Genomic DNA, 18,099 nt, shown 5'->3' with positions numbered 1-18,099 from the left:
ATTGTTAGCAACGGTAAAAATAGCTCTATTTTTTCTATTATTTTTACGGTTATGCTATTTATATATAAAGAAAGAGGACCTTACCGCATTGAGTATAAGCGGCAAGGTCCGGCCTAACACTTTAATTCTTTATCTTGTCTTTATAGCGTTCAGCCTTTTTTGGAATGCGTTTTTTTGAGAAGAAGTTCTCAGACCGTTAACTGCCATTTGGGCCGCTGTTTTATATTTATTGGTTTTAATTCTTTCTGCCTGCCTTACTTTTCCTTCTGCTGCAGAAACTTGCTTCTTATATAATTCAGCAACTTTCTTTTTGACAACATCAAGTCGTTTCTGCAATGAATTCTTTAAGCTTCCATTTGGAAGTTCACTCACTGCATATTGTGCTTTATCAACATAATTCTGGCTCAGGTTTTTTTCCGCGGATGTAACCTTATTTATAGCCTCCTGCTGAATAAAACGGCTGACAGCATCAACTTTTTTTTGCAGGGATGTCCTCGAAGAACCTGCAGGCAGTTCATTTACTGCAGCCTGGGCAGCTATAAGATAACTTTTTTTCTTATACTTTTCTGCATTTGCTACTTTGTATTTGGCGTTAGACAAAATCGAAGCACGTACTGCATCAAGACGCTTCTGAAGACTAGTTTTATCTCCTGCGTTAATAACCTCATTGATTGCTGCTTGAGCAGAGTCTGCCAGTGATTTTTTCTTGCTTTTCTCAGCTGCTGCAATTTTAGCTTTAGCGTTGTTCAGAATTAAAGCTTTAACCGCATATAGACGTTTCTGGAGCATTGTGGTATTAATTCCTGCCGGGATACCGCTTATCGCCTGCTCTGCAATTGTTACATCAACTTTTTTCAGACTTTTTTCGGCATTTGCAACCATAGCCGATGCTTTATCATACAAATAGCTTTGGACTTCCTTTAATCTGTTTTGTAAAACAGCTTTTTCAGCATTATCCGGCAAACTATTTACAGCATTTTGCGCTTTTTCTGCATATAATTTTGTTTTAAAATTTTCCGCATCTGCTACACTTTTAGAAGCTATATCCAATAAAGTTTTATTGCTAACCGCTGACCGTAAGGTATCTATCCGGCTTTCAAGTGCATCTCTCTCGGAACCGGGCGGTAAATCTTGGACCGCATCCTGGGCATTTTTTAAATATGGCTCAGTTCGATATGCTTCGGCTGCTTCTACTGCGTTTTTGGCAAATTTAAGTTTTGGTTGTTTTTCTAGTTCTGCAGCAAAATTCTTTACAGTACTGATCCGCTGATTAAAACGATCCTTTTCTGGCCCATCTGCTAATCTATCAATCTTCGACTGAGCATCTGTAATATCAGCCATGGCAAGCGAAGTCTCTGCCAAAGCAACCGCCTTTTCTGTTTCTGCAAGAAGCTGAGCGGCATTCTCAACTTCGGTATTAAAGAAAGCAAAACCATAACCATAAAACGTATCTTTTCCTGCTGAACCAAGATCAAAAGTATGTTTTTTTAAATGCTCTTTAAGCTCCCCATTGGTTTTGCTCGGATATTTCTCTTTTAATAAAGCTAATAGCCCGGCGATATGGGGAGCAGCCATAGAAGTCCCACTAGCTTCCGCATAGCCGCCGTTTAGGAATGTACTTATTACATCAACACCTGGAGCTGAGAACTGAATTTCCTCCCCTGAAGCTGAGAATGCCCCCCTATTCAGCCGGCTGTCCACGGCAGCAACTGCAATGGCACTGCTGTATTTAGCAGGATATTCTACTGTATTACCGCTTCCTTCTGAAGTGCCGTTATTTCCCCCTGCAGCGACTACAAGTATTCCATAATTATTGGCTTTGTCGATCATGGATCTTAAAAGCTTTGAGTCTTCTGTCAGTGACAGGCTCATATTTAGAATGTCCATTTTATTAACGATTGCCCAGTCAATTGCCTCAAGCAAATCCTGCAGATACCCATTCCCTTCAGAATCCATAGCCTTTACAGCATAGATTTGGGCATTTGGAGCAACACCCACCAGGCCAGAGCCGTTTCTTCTAGCTGCTATAGTGCCGGCAACATGTGTTCCATGGCCATTATCATCATAATAAGAATTGGTATACCCTACAGTGGAGATTCCTCCAGCAATCTCTAATTCAGGATGAGGCGCGATTCCAGAATCTATTACGGCAACCTTTACTCCTTCACCTGTATAGCCGCGGCTCCAGGCTGATGCGGCTTTAACAGCCTGTAAATTCCATCGGGACTCCTCCCTTGGGAAGGAATACGATGATGCATTTGCTTTCACCTGCTTTTCAGATAAAAGACGGGTAAAACCCTTAAGAGCTGAAAATTTAATATTTTCCTCCACATATGCAATATCAGGATTATTCTCTAGTTTGTCGATTTCCTTATTTTCTACTGTTACAGCAACAGCAGGGACGGTTTTAAATTGATGATCAACTTGTTTGCTGAGATCAAGTGCATCTTCCCTTCCCTCCTGATTTTTATAAACAACAATGACTTCTGATTCCTTTTGGCTTTCAGCATTCACTGGCAAAGTAATATTTAACATTCCAAGACTAAGAGATAGGGCAGCAGCAAGGAATTTACTTCCTGTAGTTGTGAGCAGCATGGTTGCAATCCTTCTTTCTAAAAGTTTTCTTATCTCCCGGAAAACAAATACTTCCCTCTATTAATATCGAACTTTATGCTGAAATTTCGATAGATTTTTATAGAAACATCTTTTTCCTTTTTATTTTCTGTAGAATTATGATGATTTTTTGAACATTAGCACCTTCCCTCTCCTTTGTAACACAACTGTAATCTTCCTGTGATGGTAATGTTATGCTTTTCTATTAATATTAGGTTTAGCAAATCACACCAGGGGGTAAACAATTATGTTAAAGAAATTACTCGCCGCTCTGTCACTCGCAGCCATCATAAGCACTGTTGCACCATCTATGGGTGAGGCAGCCGTTACAACACCACAATCAAAAGCTATTACAACCGCTAAAACTCAACTTGGAGTTCCGTATAAATGGGGCGGCATGACATCAAAAGGATTCGATTGCTCTGGACTTGTAAAGTTCTCATATAGTAAGGCAGGAAAGACTTTGCCGCGCACAGCAGCTGAAATGTATAAAAAAGGCACTCGCGTAAGCAAATTGGTACCGGGAGATTTAATGTTTTTTGCACCAAGCAAAGCAGCAAGACCGACACATGTTTCAATTTACATGGGAAGCGGAAAAATGATCCATGCAGCTTCTTCTAAAGGTGTATCTATTGCCAGCACTAGCAATACGTACTGGAAGCCAAAATATATCGGCGCAAAACGTATATAAGTATATAATAAGAAATGCGGAAGCGCCCTGTTCAGCCTTGGTTATAAATAAAAAAGAGAAAGCCGCAGTAAATGGCTTTCTCTTTTTTGGCTAGTTATTTTCAGATTCCGCAATTCTTTTAACTTGTTCAACAAAGGTAATAACCACTTTATCATTTGCTAGTAATAGAAAAATTTTTACAAACCACTTTAAAGCCTTATTTGTAACTGTATATGCGAAAAAGGTCCGGTTATCATCTATTCGCATCAATTGATAATCGGCGGTGATTTCAAACATTTTTGCAAGCGTAAAACCGACCTTCAGCTTTTTTTGATCAGCAGAATCCAGATATTCCAACGTTTCAACATCGTATTCCTCAATCCGCTTTCCTTCTTTATATTTCTGGCGATAAACGCTCCCAACCCCCTCCTCTGTAATCTTTATTGGTTTATGTTCCACTACATTGGGCATGATTTTTTGCATATTTTCTACATCGTTGAACAGTTTCCACACCCGTTCAATGGGAGCATTTATTTCAATTTCTTTCGTCCATGACTTCACGGTGTTATCCCCCCTAATAAAGGTATCTATGCTTTTCATTTCTCCAACTAGCAGGGAAAAACCTTTTTGATTATTTTAGAAGATCCAATAAGGAATGAATCTATATGCCCGGGACAATCATTATTAGATTTTATATAAAAGGAATCTGAATTATGCTCAAGGACCGATTTGAAGTCTATTAATTCCTTCCTCCTTTCGGCTAGCAACTCGAGGCCGACTAATTTCGCCACGCCCTCTGACAACGTCGGCACCAGCACACCCTCAGAAAGCTAACGCTTTGTTTCGTGCGATGTATCGCAGCCGCAGTGTTCCCTGTCCTGTGTGTCGCGGCCGCTGGAGCTAGACATCTGTATTTGTTAAAAAGTAACACTTTCTTATCAAGTTTGTAAGGACCATCCCTAAATATTAATAAACGGGACGGTCTTTTTTTGGCGCAAAATGGCGGTTACGAACTTTCCTTTTTAGCAAGAAGTGCAATCCAAGGGATAAATACAGAAATAATGGGTATAGTTCATATGATTCTACATTTTAGGAGGCTGATTATGAAGGCAGTTACATTTCAAGGCGCGAAGGATATCCAAGTAAAACAGGTGGAAGATCCAACCCTGAAGCATAATGAAGATATTATTGTCCGTATCACTTCAACAGCCATTTGCGGTTCCGACCTTCACATTTATCAGGGCGCACTGCCCACCCGAAAAGACTATGTAATAGGCCATGAACCAATGGGAATCGTGGAAGAAGTTGGACCAGAAGTAACAAAGGTGAAAAAAGGAGACAGAGTAGTTTTGCCTTTTAATATTTCTTGCGGCCAATGCTTTTATTGTCAGCATGAAATGGAAAGTCAATGTGATAATTCCAATCCTAATAAAGAAATAGCAGATACTGGAGGATACTTTGGTTTTACCGAAAGATACGGGAACCATCCGGGCGGACAAGCTGAATTTTTGCGTGTACCGTACGGTAACTTTATGCCATTTGTAATCCCAGCTTCATGTGAACTTGAGGACGAAGCTCTGCTATTTATGTCGGATGTCCTGCCGACCGCATATTGGAGTGTAGAGAACTCGGGTATGAAAGCTGGGGATACAGTTGTAGTTCTTGGATGCGGGCCAGTAGGGTTAATGGCACAAAAATTTGCCTGGATGAAAGGTGCCAAACGGGTAATAGCCGTTGATAATCTCCCATACAGGCTGAATCATGCAATAAAAATGAATAATGTTGAAACAGTAAACTTTGATGACTATGATAATGCAGGAGAATATATTAAACATTTGACACAAGGCGGTGCTGATATTGTCATTGACTGTGTCGGTATGGATGGAAAAAAATCTGTGGTTGAGGCTGTTGAACAAAAACTGAAGCTTCAAGGCGGAACTTTAAGTGCAATCGAAATTGCGCTAAATGCTGTAAGGAAATTCGGGACTATCCAATTGACCGGAGTATACGGCTCAATGTACAACATGTTCCCGCTTGGAAATATCTTTGAACGGAACGTAACCTTGAAAATGGGACAAGCACCAGTTATCCATTATATGCCGATGCTATTTGATAAAATTACAAAGGGTGAATTCGACCCGACAGAAATCATAACGCATCGGATACCTCTTGATCAGGCCAGTGAGGCGTACAAAACATTTAATGATCACGAAGATGAATGCATAAAGGTTGTATTAAAACCGTAATCCTTTTTATAACAAGTACAACGGCCCGTACCGTCTAAATTAGTGGTACGGGCCATAATTTTCAGGGATCAGGGTTCATAGTCAAATCCCCATTATCTCTCCACCGTACGTGCAACAACAGCGCCCAGCACAAGAGCCCATACAGGAGCGCTTATATGGAGAAGAGATACATTAGATAAGGCTACAATAAACGCTGTGAGTGCACTTAATCGGTACCGATTTTCCGAAAAGCCCTGCTGCAAACTTGAATGCAGAACACCAATTAAAGCAAAGCCGGCTAACAGGGAAACGAAGGCCTGCGGCAGTGACTGAATGAACGGCACCACCTTCCAGGCAAATATCCCAAATACTAAGGTAACCGCCCCAGACACGAAGGATCCCATATACCGCTTCGCCTTTGGGCCTGAATCCAGTCCAGCACAAATGGCGGTCATCATTCCGGCGATATTTGCACTTTGCCCTCCAAAAAAACTCGAAATCACGGAAAAAACGCCGCTGAATGAAACGATTTTACGTATGGGAGGATCAAAATCTGAGCTCTCTAACGCCCCGATGCCTGGAGCAGCATCGTTACTTAAGATAAGCATAGCAAGCGGGATACCAATTGTCAGCATTCCCATCCAGGTGAATTCAGGTGTTTGCAATGAAGGAAAAAAGAAAGGGATTTCCCCAGACGCAATATCCAGATTTTGAGTAAATATCAAAGCGAGAAAAGCAACTGCCACAGCTGCCATTACAGCAGGTATCCGTTTACTGTATTTTGTCACCAGAAAAAAACTGACAAGTGCCAAGCCCCCAACGAGCGGCATTTCCTTAATGGCTGGAACAAGCTTAACCACATAACCGGTAACCAACCCCGCCAGCATCGAAGCAATAACCTCTTTAGGCACCCATTTAATGATTTTAGTAAATACTCCAGTCAAACCGACCAGCAATATAAAAATACCCGAAATTACATACCCGCCAATTAGCTGGGAGTATGTAAACTGGGAAGTCATGGTTGCCAAAAAGGCTACCCCCGAAATGGAATGACCGCCTGTAATCGGTATCCGAAACCAGAGCGGCATAAGTATCCCGAAAAGACCCCCAAAAAAATACACTGCAAACATCCAATTAATCGTTTGTTCTGGAGTAAAGTGACCTGACGCTGCAGCTTCTAAAACGATGAGCGCTGGCCCTGTCATAACAAGGGTACTGGCAATCAGCCCTGAGGAAAAATTTTGTCCTGTTATATCTCTTAATGGATTGCTATTTAACTTCCTTTTAGAAATATTTCCGCCTGGAAGCTCTTCAATTTTATTTGGCATTCCCATTTGAACCATATCTGCCTTCCTCCCTCTTGCAATTAATATAATAATTGGAATAAGAGAGGCCGATTGTCAATAATATTCAGTCAATTCACTGATATTTAATTTTTTATTTCATATCGAAAAACTACCAATCGATGGGGAAGATAATATGGAGTCTCTTTAAAACACAGAGGGAAATGACAAGTAGAGTATTTCATATAATGCTGTGTATAAGGATTCCTGCCCATTGCTGAACAGAAATATAGGGGTTTATGGAGAAAAGCAGAGTTTTATGCTGATGGAGAAAGTATCCTTACATTAGTTCCAAACAATAATATAGACGACTATAGGAGATATCAAAGGAAAGCTATCGAAGAAATATTTTTAAGACTGTTAACAAGCTAAGTTATGTAAATTTCTTTCCAAATTGAGCAACTCATCTAGCTCCTGGCTTAGTTTTATTGTGATAGGTGAAGATAACCCGTATTTTAATCCAGCTTCCATCATTTTTATTCGATGTGATTCAATTAATGTTGCCAGTAATTTGATTGTCATTTGAAAAGCCCCTTTCTATCATTTAAAAGAATAATTTAATATTACAAGGTTGCAATAGGTAAATATATAGAGATTACCAAATATTTGTTACAGAAGTGTTACGTTTTTTGAAAAACTGCCGCTAGTTGTACACCGATTCAGATCGGGACTTTTTACTCAAAATAAAAGCCGGAACACAGATTCCCAGTTTATTGAATCATATCTCCCGAAAGTAAATCAAAATCTATTATTTACGCATATTTTAGTATATATTTTTACATGTTCGGAAGCATTTGTATAGATGCTTCACTAAATTTTTTTGCAGTACTTTAGTCACAATTCCTATTAACAAGTTATATCTTCCAAAACCTTTATTTCCTGCTAGCTGGTTTTAACGGCTTGATTGGAAAATGGGTCTTTTTTCACATTCTCTCTTCTCGGCTTGAGTATGTCGTTATTATTAAAATTGCCTAGTTTTCCTTCGATTTTTCCTTTAAAGCCATTTGCCATATCAGGACGATTTTTGCCGGTATACTTCAACCGGTTTTAAAGGCAACCCCAAGGTAGAGTGGTGTAAAACCATAACCGTTCAAATCTTTTCAAAAAAACAATTTGAAGCATTATATCACTAAACTCGGGTATAACACTTATAAAGCTAGCATTTATCATGTCAGTGTAAAACTTCAGATTTCAGCTAGGAGGAAATATCATGCGATGGAGAGGAAGACGGGCAAGTTCTAATGTGGAAGATAGGAGAGGTATGGGAGGAAAGACGATTGTCGGTGGCGGAATTGGCGGAATAGTCATCCTCCTCATTGTAACATTGCTTGGCGGCGATCCAGGGGCACTGCTGAATAATATGGGAGGTACAGGTTCAGATCCAGCTGCTCCTTATGAAGAAACAGAGCAGGAAAAGGAGCTCTCAGAATTTGTTTCTGTAGTCCTTGCCGATACCGAGGAAGTATGGTCCGATGTCTTCAAGAAGGAAGGCATGGATTATAAAGAACCTACCCTTGTTTTATATACGGGCAGCGTTCAGTCCGCCTGCGGGTCAGCCTCATCATCAGTGGGACCATTTTATTGTCCCGGTGACCAAAAACTTTATATTGACCTAAGCTTCTATGATGAACTCCAGCGTGAGTTTAAGGCTCCCGGCGACTTTGCAATGGCCTATGTGATCGCACACGAAGTTGGTCACCATGTTCAGACACTTCTGGGGACGACTGAAAAACTCGCACCTCTCCGCCAAAAATTGAGTGAAGAAGAATACAATAAGTATCAGGTCCGATTTGAATTGCAGGCCGACTATCTGGCCGGGGTTTGGGCACACCATGCTCAGGGGATGGACTTGCTTGAAGAAGGGGACGTTGACGAAGCCCTAACTGCAGCGAGTGCTGTCGGTGATGACACCATTCAAAAAAGAGCCCGAGGATATGTCGTACCCGAAAGCTTCACGCACGGAACCTCAGAGCAGCGAAAACGATGGTTCTATAAAGGGTTACAGTCAGGCACCTTGGACAAGGGAGATACATTTAAAGTTAAGGATTTGTAAAGATAGCTGCTTCTAAGTTTTTTATCAAATTGAAGCCATTTCCTTATGATTATCAGGAACTATCTTTCGGGAAATAGGAGGAATGGTGGCTGCAAAAGGAAAATAAAAGCCATACAATCAACTCTGACGCCGTAAATCACAGCTTTATCAGCTGGAGGATGAAAGTACAAAGAAAATTGTTACTGATGATGGACAAACTCAGTAATCAATAAAATTCAGTCCCACCGGTGAAAATACTGGTGGAGTTCTAGTTTTTATGGGGAGATCCTGGCACTGTTTGAATAAACGGGGAATCCTTCACATTTTATATCATTGTAAAAGGAACGCATTCGTAAATTGAATGCGTTCCTTTATCTTTTTTATTATCCAATTTTTTTCGCTTTATTTGGCAGATAATTTTATATCATCCAGGTCATGGTGTAATGTTTCAGAAGGAACAGGCGGTTGTGGAACTTGTCCTTTTGCTACCGGTTCTTTTAAATAAACAAAGTCTCCTGATCCATCTGGGGCGCTGCCTGTTGCCCAAAGGCCTTCGGAGGATTCACTGCCCTCCGAAAGGTTCCAAAATTCATAAGCATGCGGCTGGGCTTCCATTTCAGCCTCAGGAGGGAATGAAGCGGGAACTACTACCCCTTTTTTCTCTTCCAGCTCTGCAATGGCAGCCATCCATTGATACTGGTGATAACGGTCACGGGCAATCATTTTGCGGAATGTAGCCCGTACTCCTTCATCTTTTGTCATATGATATAAGCGGGCAACTTGAAGTCGGCCCTGCGTTTCTGCATGAAGGTTTGAACGCATATCAGCCAGTAAGTTTCCGCTTGCTACAATAAAAGCACCATTCCAAGGTACCCCATTGGAGTTAGTCGGCATGGCTCCAAGGCCGCTGACAATCAAATGCTGGGGATTGATTCCTCCCATAATTGCAGCAGTAGCAGGATCTTTTGCAGCTTCTGCCTGGTCCTCCGGTGACGCGCCATCCAGCAATTGGCTGATAAGAGAACAAAGCATTTCCACATGGCCAATTTCCTCTGTACCAATATCCATTAGCATGTCTTTATACTTTTCTTCTCCACGACAGTTAAAACCCTGGAAGAGATACTGCATCATAACAGTCATTTCTCCAAATTGTCCACCTAGAACTTCCTGGACTTGACGAGCCAGCATCGGATCAGGCCGGTCAACTTTGACCTCAAACTGCATTTGCTTTTGATGTCGAAACATTACTCTTCCTCCTTTATTTTTCAAAACTCTATACTTTGTTACCCCAGATATTTCTCTATTAACCATCCGTCCCCTAAAAAAGAAAACTTTTGACCATAATCCATGTCCTGCTAAAAACTGGCTCCTCCCCTTTTCCATAGAAAAACCCTGCCCAAAAACCAGGCAGGATCTTCTAAAGACTTCTAATTATGCTCTATCATGATGGTGACGGTCTAGCATATCATCTCTTTTAAGCAGCCATTTATGGTAGAAATATTCCCCTGCAGCCACTGCAATTCAAAGGTAAGAACTTTGGATGATAGTCCCATTACACTTGCCCATATAAAAAAACAGAGAGAAGCAAGCTGCCTCTCTCTGTCCTTCTCAATAGTAACTATAAATTAATACTAACTAAATAGTTTTAATTGAAAACTGCAACTACCCTGCTTCAACGTCCCATCTTCTCGGATCCTGAACAAATAATATTCCAAGTTCATGGTGTTCGCCTTCGAACAGCGCCCGCTGGACAAACCTGATTTGGCCATTCGTATCCAGCACCTCCAGCTTGCAGTGTGCAGCATTTTTTTGAAGTGCCTCGTAAAATTCCTTTTCATCTCGGATATAGATTCCGTTGACTTTTGTGACGATTTCACCGACCTGGAGTGCCATTTTAAACGCTGGGGATTTAGGGATAATTCCCAAAACCATGACTCCGTGCTGGCGGCGGGAAAAATAGAATGGCAGCCTTTCCTCTGAGTGCTTTTGATAATAGTGCAGACCTTCACGGCCAATTAGTGCAAGTGAAACAGCTGCAATCCCCGCCAGTGGATACCAATTTCCAGCAATTGCAATCGCTGTTATAAGAACGCCCAGCATTAATACCCTGCGTCCATTCAGTTGAATCGATTCTCTAGGGAGCAGTCCATGGACTCGCTGTGAAAAGCCGATTAAAAAGGGTACCATAAGGGGGGTTACATGTACTTCTCCAAATGTAAACACCGGCCACCACTCAGCCAGTGCAGGCAAATTTCCGCCTGGCACCAAAATGAAAAGCGGAACGAGCCAAAGCCTTCTTGAAATATGCGAACCTACAGTAAGTCCCCGCTTGGATCTCATTAATGCAGGTGAAGTCCTGACATATCCGTTCCGGCTGATTAACAGCCCTTCAACAATTAAGAGAAGGCCCAGCAAAATGGCGACAGATGGATAAATCGGCTGGTCAAGCTCGTCCAGTGCCCGCTGAAAAAAAGGGATGCTTATATCCCTTCCTGTCAGAAATGTCAGCAGAAAAAAGGTAGCTCCCATAATATAAGCCGGCGATAAAAGGCGAACTTTAAGGGTCAATGATAATAAAAAAGTAATCGCTGCGGCCGCCAGCAATGCAGCAGAAGGAATAACAAGTCCTGCTCCAAGAATAAGAAGGGACAAAACCAGTCCGAAAAACAATCCGCCGGGCAGCAAAAACCTTAATTCCTGATATCCGTCATAGGTACGAATATGAAAATCTCGTCTTTCCCGTTTTACTCTGAGATACCCCATAACCAAACAAAGAAAAAAAGAATAATAAAATAACGGATGCAAAAGGAACTTTCCCAATCCCAGTAAACCATTAAACAGCCATTGTTGTGCCACACTTCCACCAGCCTTTCCTAACCGGGCTATCTACTATTCTATGTATACCAGCTTCTATTGTAACAAAACTATACTTTTCTGCCTATCACCGTACACCGTTTGCCAACAATAAACCTTCATGAGTTGTAACTCAGTACCCATTTGGATACAGGAATAAAAAGTTAGCATACGTTTACACAATAAAGTGAGAGCGAAGTTAAACCATACATCTTCCGCCAAACAATTGGAGCAGCTCCACCCCTTTTCCGCAAAAAAGTATGCGCAGTTAATACGCATACTCTTGAACGGTATTATTTTGCTAAGTATTTTAATGCTGTTTTTAGCTGAATATCATTCTGTTCATCTTTAATTTGTTCAGCAAGCGCTTTTTCAATTGCCTCGGCCGTTTTTCGATCTAGCTTTCCAGTTGCCTCGATATCATTTTGCTGCTGGAATGCTTTAACGGCGATTTCCGTTCTCAAATCAAAGTAGCCATCGTCCCGGCTGCTTTCAAACCCAAGGCCGCTTAGCATTTGCTGGGCGTGCTTGATTTGTTCGCTGTTGTCATCTCGTTTTAATGTATTTTCGATTGCTAATGGCTGAAGATTGAAATACTCAGGCTGATGGACCTCCACAGTCGGCTCTATCCCTTTTTTATGAATCCAGTTCCCGTCAGGCGTCAGCCATTTAAAAAGAGTCAGCTTAATATTGCTTCCGTCGCCCATTGGCACAGGCTGCTGAACGGTGCCTTTTCCAAATGACCTGTCGCCGATTAATGCATATCCTCCTGCCTCCTGAAGGGCGCTAGCCAGGATTTCCGAGGCGGATGCGCTGCCCTTGTCCATCAGCACCGCAATCGGATATTCCTTCTTCTCTTTTAGATTCGTAAAATAGGATCGGGTATCCCCATTTCTTTCTTCAATTTGCAGGTAAGGCTTGTCATTCGGAATCAGATTGCCAACAATCTCTTCCACACTTGATAATAGCCCCCCCGGATTTCCCCGCACATCAATGACCAGCCCTTTAATATGCCGCTCCTCCAGCTTCTGCAAATGGGTTTTGAAGTCTGCTGCTGTATTGTTAGAGAATGAAGAAAGTTCAATGTAGCCCATCTTTCTCCCTTTTTCTTCCTTCACCTCAGAAAACACGGTTTCTAACGGAATTTCTGCTCGCACCATTTTAATTGTAATGGGATTAGCGACACCATCTCGCTTAATTTCCAGAGTTACCGGTGTTCCTTTTTTGCCGCGGATTTTCAAACGAGTTTCGTAAAGGTCTTGTCCTTCGACACTTTCACCATTCACCTTAAGGATTTGATCCTTTGGTTTAAGACCAGCTTTCTCAGCGGGGGAGTTTTTATAAGGAGAAATGATGATGATCTTGCCCTCTTCTATTCCAATTTCTGTACCAATCCCCTCAAAAGAAGAATCCAGAGTTTCCTCGAACTGTTTGGCAGTTTCCTTATTCATATATACGGAATAAGGATCATCCAGGGTGGTAAGCATACCTTGGATAGCTCCCTCCACCAGCTGTTCACTTTCCACTTCTTCTACATAGCTGTTTAAGATAAGATCATACGCCTGCTCAACCTTCCCTAGCTCTTTATGGCCAGCCTCATTTCCCTGCTTGTCCGTTTCAGCATTCATTTCCATTTTTGCTGTCCATTTCTTAAATGGTCCATTCTCACTGCCGCCAAGATATATACCGCCTGTTACACCGGCTGTCAGTGTTACGGCAGCCACTGCTGGAAGCACCCATTTCCTTCTCATTTGAATCCCCTCTCATATTAGAAATGCGAAAGCGCCCTGGTAAGCCCGACTAGGATTGCCTCATTGCTTAGCGGCAACAAATTGATCACAACACTAGAGGCCGGCTTTGAATGCCATGTCCTGTTGTGCGTCCGGCTTTTACCTGGTGAAAACAGGCGCTCGAGCCAGACATCTGTACTTCTTCAGAACTTCTAAAAAAGACACCACACAATCTGTGCGATGTCTTTTGTCTACTTTCACTATATGAATGGCTTGTACAGAATATGACTGCCGCATTTTTACAGGTTTCAAAGAGAGAAGAAAAGGTTATAAGAATAGTAAATTTATAACTAGAAATTGATATAGCTTAATGGGTTAACTGCATTGGATTTAGATACGTTCCAAGGTCCTTTGTGCAATTCAAAATGCAAGTGCTGGCCAAATGAACGGCCTGTATTGCCCATGTATCCGATTTGCTGGCCTTTTGCAACTACCTGGCCTGTAGCGGCACTCTTGGATTCCATGTGTGCATACACGGTTGTATAAAGCTGGCCGCCAATGGAATGGGATATCATTACACAGTTTCCATATGTTGAAGAATAGTATGAACGCATAACTACTCCATCTGCCGCAGCTACGATTGGTACAGACCCGGACTGTGCGATATCAATCCCAGCGTGGAATTTATTCCAGCGCGATCCCATGCGGGAAGTGATTGCACCAGCTGACGGTCTGGTGAAATTGCCGGAAGAAACTGCTGGTGCTGGGCTGTTATCTTCTGAAGACGAAGTTCCTCCTCCAGTGGATGAACCCCCAGCATTGCTTTTGCGGGAGGCAGCTCTTTTTTCCCTGGCAGCTCTATCTTTAGCTTCTTGAGCCGCACGTTCTCTGGCAGCTTCCAATTCTTCCAGACGGTCTTTCTCAAGTTCGATTGCTTTCTGGATTGCTGCCTGCTGGCCAGCAAGAATTTCTTCTTCTTCCTGCAAGCTCATCTTTAAATGTTCTGTTTCTTCTTCCTTCAATTTAAGCTGAGCCATAAGCTTATCCTTTTCGCGCTTCTGGCCAGTCAGCTTAGTTTTCATCTCGGTAAGCTCAGTAAGCATGTTTTCAAGGGACTTAAGCTTTTCTTCAACAGATGCCTGTTTTTCTTCAAGGCTCTTCATATCTGCTTCATGCTGCTCTAATATGTCCTGGTCGGCTTCAACGATAGTTGCCACTGCATTGACCCGGTCGACAAAGTCGCTGAAGCTTGAAGACCCAAGGATTACTTCCAGATAGCTTACATCTCCGCCGCTTTGCTGGAAAGAACGCGCCCGTTCCTTTAACAATTCATTGCGTTTTGCAATCCGTTTTTTTAACACTATTATCTCTTTCTCAAGTGCCTGGATATCATCTTTAGTCTGCTCAATTTGCTCTTCCTTTTCACGAATCTTTTGATTGGTGTCTCCGATAGCCAAATCAAGAGCCTTAACTTGTTCATCCAGTTTTGCCTGCTGCGACTGAAGCTGATCAATTGTCTGATCCGCCTTATTAATGCCGGATTGAACTGTAGAGCGTTTTTCCTCTAAGTTCTGTTTTTTTGTCTCCATATCATGCAGGTTTGTTGCATTTGCTGCAGGAGCAGAGAATAAGCTTCCCACCCCCAGCATTATTGTTGCATTTAAAACTAGTACTTTTCTTTTCAAAATCCTTTTCCCCTTTCTTTCTCTTCCCGTCAGACGAAATAACCGATGGATAGTAATCTATATTTTTCTGCAATCGAAATTAAAAGAATTGGTGCAAAGCACGCTGGCTTTTATATCTTTTATATCTTCAAGAATTTCCTGACAGACATTAGGCTTCCCCAAACGCCAATTAGCGCTCCCAGTAAAAGCATAATGCTTGATATTTGATAGACAAACGGTGTAAACGGCAGCAGCTCAACGAATTTAATATCTATTTTAGGAGCTGCTAATTTATAAAAGTATCGGTAGGATACCCCAATTAAAACGATCGGGATAACAGAACCCAGTACTCCGAGCCAAAGGCCTTCAAGGAAAAACGGCCAGCGGATAAAGGAATTGGTTGCCCCTACCAGCCTCATAATCTCAATTTCATGCCGCCTTGCCATAATAGTTATTTTAATAGTATTGGAAATCAGAAACATAGCTGTAAAAAGTAAGCCAAGAATCAGCACTATTCCGATATTTCTGGATGTTTCAACTATATCAAAAAGCTTTTCTACATATCCCTGGCCATATTTAACTTGCTGAATATAATTGAAAGACTCTATTTTTTTTGCTGTTTTTATGACGTCCTTGGGTGACTTTGTTTTGACGATATAAACATCGTTAAGCGGATTGTCCTGCTCAAATGGCCTGAACGCCTGTCCATCCTCACCAAGGTCTTTTATTAAATTGGTAAGTTCTTTTTCCTTCGGGGAAAAAACAACACTATCTACCCCGGAAATCTGTTTAATTTGAGTTTCTATCAGCTCTTGATCCTGCTGAGTTGCTGCCGGATCAAGATGTGCCCTTATTTCGACATCCTTCTCGATATTGCTGGCAAAGTTGTTTAAGTTCATCATAATAACGAAGAACACTCCGACCAGTAAGAGCGTAACGGTTACCGCACTTATTGATGCAAAAGTCATCCAGCCATTCCGGCTCAGGTTTTTTCCACTTTCGCGAAAATGGCGGCCAATCGTTCTAATATTCATAGCCGTAATCACCCCGCTGCTCATCGCGGACAATTTTCCCATTTTCAATGGCAATTACACGATGCTTTAAATTATTAACAATATCTTTATTATGAGTAGCCATCACAACAGTAGTACCGCGATGATGGATTTCTTCGAAAATATTCATAATCTCCCAGGACGTTTCCGGATCCAGGTTTCCAGTCGGTTCATCTGCAATGACAACCTTGGGAGAATTTACGATTGATCTGGCAATCGAAACCCGCTGCTGTTCTCCTCCCGACAATTCAGTAGGAAGCATCCTTGCTTTATGCTTGAGTCCGACAAGTTCAAGTACTTCCATCACCCTGCGCTTTATTTCCTTAGGATGCGTTTCAATTACTTCCATAGCAAATGCAACATTTTCGAAGACTGTTAAGGTTGGCAGGAGTTTAAAATCCTGAAATACTACGCCTATATTTCTTCGAAAAATCGGCACCTTTGAATTGCGAAGCTTCGGGATGCTGATGCCATTTACAAGGAGATTTCCTTTAGTAGGTTTCTCTTCCCTGTACATCATTTTTATGAAAGTAGATTTCCCTGCACCACTGGGCCCGACTACGTACACAAATTCGCCCTGCTTAATTTGAACGCTTATATTACTAACCGCCACTACCCCATTCGGGTATGTTTTGGACACATCAGACATTTCAATCATATATAACCACCTAAATCAGCATTTTAATAAAGTACATCCTTCTTTTAACCGAGTTAAGAGCTTGTACATAAGCTGTTTTTTGACAAAAAGCGCGAAAAAATAACAGGATAGCCCTGTTTTCATCACAGACCCATTATATCATCAAAATTTGTCAAAAACGGTTAAATAATATTACAGTTTCATTTCATTTACCAAGGAATTTTCTGAACATTCAAGGGACTAAAGTGGGATTTTTTACAATAACTCCAAAAATTTTGAAAGGGGAATGAAGTAATTAACGTGGTTGAATCTATTATATAATAAGTCAAACTAAAAAGAGAGTGATATTTTTACATAAAATAGGACACATTGTCGAACTACTTTCCTATACAAAGGAATTCAGGCGGAATAATTATATTGAAATATTTGGCATTTTCGCTTAGTATATTCTAAATGTTTGGTGAAAGGGTGTCATGGTATGATTCGGAAACTTAGTAAAGAAGACAATGAAATGGTTATGGCTTTTCTTAGCGAGGAACCTTCTATTAATCTTTTTATCATTGGAGATATTGAAGCGTTTGGCTATGAATCCGACTTTCAGGAGCTTTGGGCTCAATTCAGTGAAGAAGATGAGATTACCGCAGTGCTTTTAAAATTCTATAACTCTTTTATTCCGTATGCAAAAGGAGACTTTGATGCAGAAGGCTTCGCTGATATCATCCGCTCATATGGAGACACCGCTGCCTTGTCAGGAAAAAAAGAAATAGTAGAGAGGTTTGAAAAGCTAGAAGGACTAAAACTTGGCAAAAAACAGGTAACGTATTTTGCAGAGTGCCGGACAGCCCAGAATCTAGGGACTGATAAATTAGATGTCAAAAAAGCAGATATTAGTGATATCGACAGAATTGTTGCCATTCGCGAAACAATCGCAGAATTTCCTCCCCGGGCTGATGCCCGTGATATGATCTTAAAAGCAATGGAAACCAACACTGGCAGAAATTATTACATAGAAGAAAACGGCAGAATGATTGCAACCGCTTCAACCACAGCGGAAAATTCCATTTCAGCTATGATTGTTGGTGTATGCTCCCGGGCAGAATACCGAAAAAAGGGGCTGGCGACCGCTGTTACACAAAAACTTGCAAGAGATGTCCTCGCTGAAGGGAAGACACTTTGCCTGTTTTACGACAACCCCGCAGCAGGAAGAATTTATAAGCGGCTGGGCTTTGAGGACATTGGAATGTGGACGATGTACAGATAAGAAAAGCGAAAGCGCGCCC

Annotated in this window: 14 protein-coding genes; 4 read left to right on the top strand and 10 right to left on the bottom strand. The window is 41.6% G+C overall.

The genetic code is table 11. The features are described from left to right. Positions 1 to 129: 129 nt before the first annotated feature. Complete coding sequence (locus CVD28_RS09570; protein ID WP_101592143.1) at positions 130 to 2,595, bottom strand: S8 family peptidase; 2,466 nt, start codon at positions 2,593 to 2,595, stop codon at positions 130 to 132. Positions 2,596 to 2,860: 265 nt separating this feature from the next. Between CVD28_RS09570 and CVD28_RS09565 the strand changes: the two genes are divergently transcribed. Continuing rightward, the gene (locus tag CVD28_RS09565; protein ID WP_101592142.1) at positions 2,861 to 3,304 is read left to right on the top strand and encodes a C40 family peptidase; all 444 of its coding nucleotides are present in this window, start codon (positions 2,861 to 2,863) and stop codon (positions 3,302 to 3,304) included. Between the two features lie 90 nt (positions 3,305 to 3,394). Here the strand turns inward: CVD28_RS09565 and CVD28_RS09560 are convergent, their stop codons facing one another. Continuing rightward, positions 3,395 to 3,844: an SRPBCC family protein gene (locus CVD28_RS09560; RefSeq protein WP_101592141.1), complete on the bottom strand. Its 450-nt coding sequence runs from the start codon at positions 3,842 to 3,844 to the stop codon at positions 3,395 to 3,397. 542 nt (positions 3,845 to 4,386) lie between these two features. Between CVD28_RS09560 and CVD28_RS09555 the strand changes: the two genes are divergently transcribed. Next, entirely contained in the window at positions 4,387 to 5,529 is a 1,143-nt protein-coding gene (locus CVD28_RS09555; RefSeq protein ID WP_101592140.1) for a zinc-dependent alcohol dehydrogenase, read from the top strand. Positions 5,530 to 5,621: 92 nt separating this feature from the next. Here the strand turns inward: CVD28_RS09555 and CVD28_RS09550 are convergent, their stop codons facing one another. Continuing rightward, positions 5,622 to 6,851 (bottom strand): benzoate/H(+) symporter BenE family transporter, encoded by a 1,230-nt coding sequence (locus tag CVD28_RS09550; protein WP_257985816.1) that lies wholly within the window; start codon positions 6,849 to 6,851, stop codon positions 5,622 to 5,624. 360 nt (positions 6,852 to 7,211) lie between these two features. Then, positions 7,212 to 7,373 carry an aspartyl-phosphate phosphatase Spo0E family protein gene (locus CVD28_RS09545; protein WP_101592139.1) on the bottom strand — a complete coding sequence of 54 codons (162 nt, stop codon included), beginning with the start codon at positions 7,371 to 7,373 and terminating at the stop codon, positions 7,212 to 7,214. A 688-nt stretch (positions 7,374 to 8,061) separates the two neighbouring features. On the opposite strand from CVD28_RS09545, the gene ypfJ reads away from it, so the two are divergent. After that, on the top strand, positions 8,062 to 8,904 hold the full coding sequence (gene ypfJ, locus CVD28_RS09540) for a KPN_02809 family neutral zinc metallopeptidase (RefSeq protein WP_101592138.1): 843 nt from the start codon (positions 8,062 to 8,064) through the stop codon (positions 8,902 to 8,904). A 381-nt stretch (positions 8,905 to 9,285) separates the two neighbouring features. Here ypfJ and CVD28_RS09535 read toward each other — a convergent pair whose 3' ends face one another. The 6 genes from CVD28_RS09535 to ftsE all read right to left on the bottom strand — a co-directional run bounded on the left by CVD28_RS09535 (position 9,286) and on the right by ftsE (position 16,840). Further along, positions 9,286 to 10,128, bottom strand: coding sequence for a manganese catalase family protein (locus CVD28_RS09535; RefSeq protein WP_101592332.1), 843 nt, complete (start codon positions 10,126 to 10,128; stop codon positions 9,286 to 9,288). 417 nt (positions 10,129 to 10,545) lie between these two features. Then, positions 10,546 to 11,739 carry a PDZ domain-containing protein gene (locus CVD28_RS09530; protein ID WP_101592137.1) on the bottom strand — a complete coding sequence of 398 codons (1,194 nt, stop codon included), beginning with the start codon at positions 11,737 to 11,739 and terminating at the stop codon, positions 10,546 to 10,548. 290 nt (positions 11,740 to 12,029) lie between these two features. Beyond that, positions 12,030 to 13,487 (bottom strand): S41 family peptidase, encoded by a 1,458-nt coding sequence (locus CVD28_RS09525; RefSeq protein ID WP_101592136.1) that lies wholly within the window; start codon positions 13,485 to 13,487, stop codon positions 12,030 to 12,032. 329 nt (positions 13,488 to 13,816) lie between these two features. Next, positions 13,817 to 15,151 (bottom strand): murein hydrolase activator EnvC family protein, encoded by a 1,335-nt coding sequence (locus tag CVD28_RS09520; RefSeq protein ID WP_101592135.1) that lies wholly within the window; start codon positions 15,149 to 15,151, stop codon positions 13,817 to 13,819. Positions 15,152 to 15,270: 119 nt separating this feature from the next. After that, positions 15,271 to 16,164, bottom strand: coding sequence for a permease-like cell division protein FtsX (gene ftsX / locus CVD28_RS09515; RefSeq protein WP_101592134.1), 894 nt, complete (start codon positions 16,162 to 16,164; stop codon positions 15,271 to 15,273). Further along, entirely contained in the window at positions 16,154 to 16,840 is a 687-nt protein-coding gene (gene ftsE / locus CVD28_RS09510) for a cell division ATP-binding protein FtsE (RefSeq protein WP_101592133.1), read from the bottom strand. The genes ftsX and ftsE overlap by 11 nt, the downstream gene beginning before the upstream one ends. Positions 16,841 to 17,297: 457 nt before the next feature. On the opposite strand from ftsE, the gene CVD28_RS09505 reads away from it, so the two are divergent. Next, positions 17,298 to 18,080 carry a GNAT family N-acetyltransferase gene (locus tag CVD28_RS09505; protein ID WP_101592132.1) on the top strand — a complete coding sequence of 261 codons (783 nt, stop codon included), beginning with the start codon at positions 17,298 to 17,300 and terminating at the stop codon, positions 18,078 to 18,080. Positions 18,081 to 18,099: the final 19 nt, after the last annotated feature.

It is taken from the genome of Bacillus sp. M6-12 (genome assembly GCF_002860285.1).
Lineage (GTDB): Bacteria > Bacillota > Bacilli > Bacillales > DSM-1321 > Peribacillus.
The sequence above is the reverse complement of the archived record's forward strand: the minus strand, read 5'-3'. Positions and strand labels throughout refer to the sequence as shown.

Bases quoted from the DNA above. Each gene is read 5' to 3' on its own strand.
- CVD28_RS09570 (WP_101592143.1), bottom strand. From the start codon at position 2,595: ATGCTGCTCACAACTACAGGAAGTAAATTCCTTGCTGCTGCCCTATCT.
- CVD28_RS09565 (WP_101592142.1), top strand. From the start codon at position 2,861: ATGTTAAAGAAATTACTCGCCGCTCTGTCACTCGCAGCCATCATAAGC.
- CVD28_RS09555 (WP_101592140.1), top strand. From the start codon at position 4,387: ATGAAGGCAGTTACATTTCAAGGCGCGAAGGATATCCAAGTAAAACAG.
- CVD28_RS09550 (WP_257985816.1), bottom strand. From the start codon at position 6,851: ATGGTTCAAATGGGAATGCCAAATAAAATTGAAGAGCTTCCAGGCGGA.
- CVD28_RS09545 (WP_101592139.1), bottom strand. From the start codon at position 7,373: ATGACAATCAAATTACTGGCAACATTAATTGAATCACATCGAATAAAA.
- ypfJ (WP_101592138.1), top strand. From the start codon at position 8,062: ATGCGATGGAGAGGAAGACGGGCAAGTTCTAATGTGGAAGATAGGAGA.
- CVD28_RS09535 (WP_101592332.1), bottom strand. From the start codon at position 10,128: ATGTTTCGACATCAAAAGCAAATGCAGTTTGAGGTCAAAGTTGACCGG.
- CVD28_RS09525 (WP_101592136.1), bottom strand. From the start codon at position 13,487: ATGAGAAGGAAATGGGTGCTTCCAGCAGTGGCTGCCGTAACACTGACA.
- ftsX (WP_101592134.1), bottom strand. From the start codon at position 16,164: ATGAATATTAGAACGATTGGCCGCCATTTTCGCGAAAGTGGAAAAAAC.
- ftsE (WP_101592133.1), bottom strand. From the start codon at position 16,840: ATGATTGAAATGTCTGATGTGTCCAAAACATACCCGAATGGGGTAGTG.
- CVD28_RS09505 (WP_101592132.1), top strand. From the start codon at position 17,298: ATGATTCGGAAACTTAGTAAAGAAGACAATGAAATGGTTATGGCTTTT.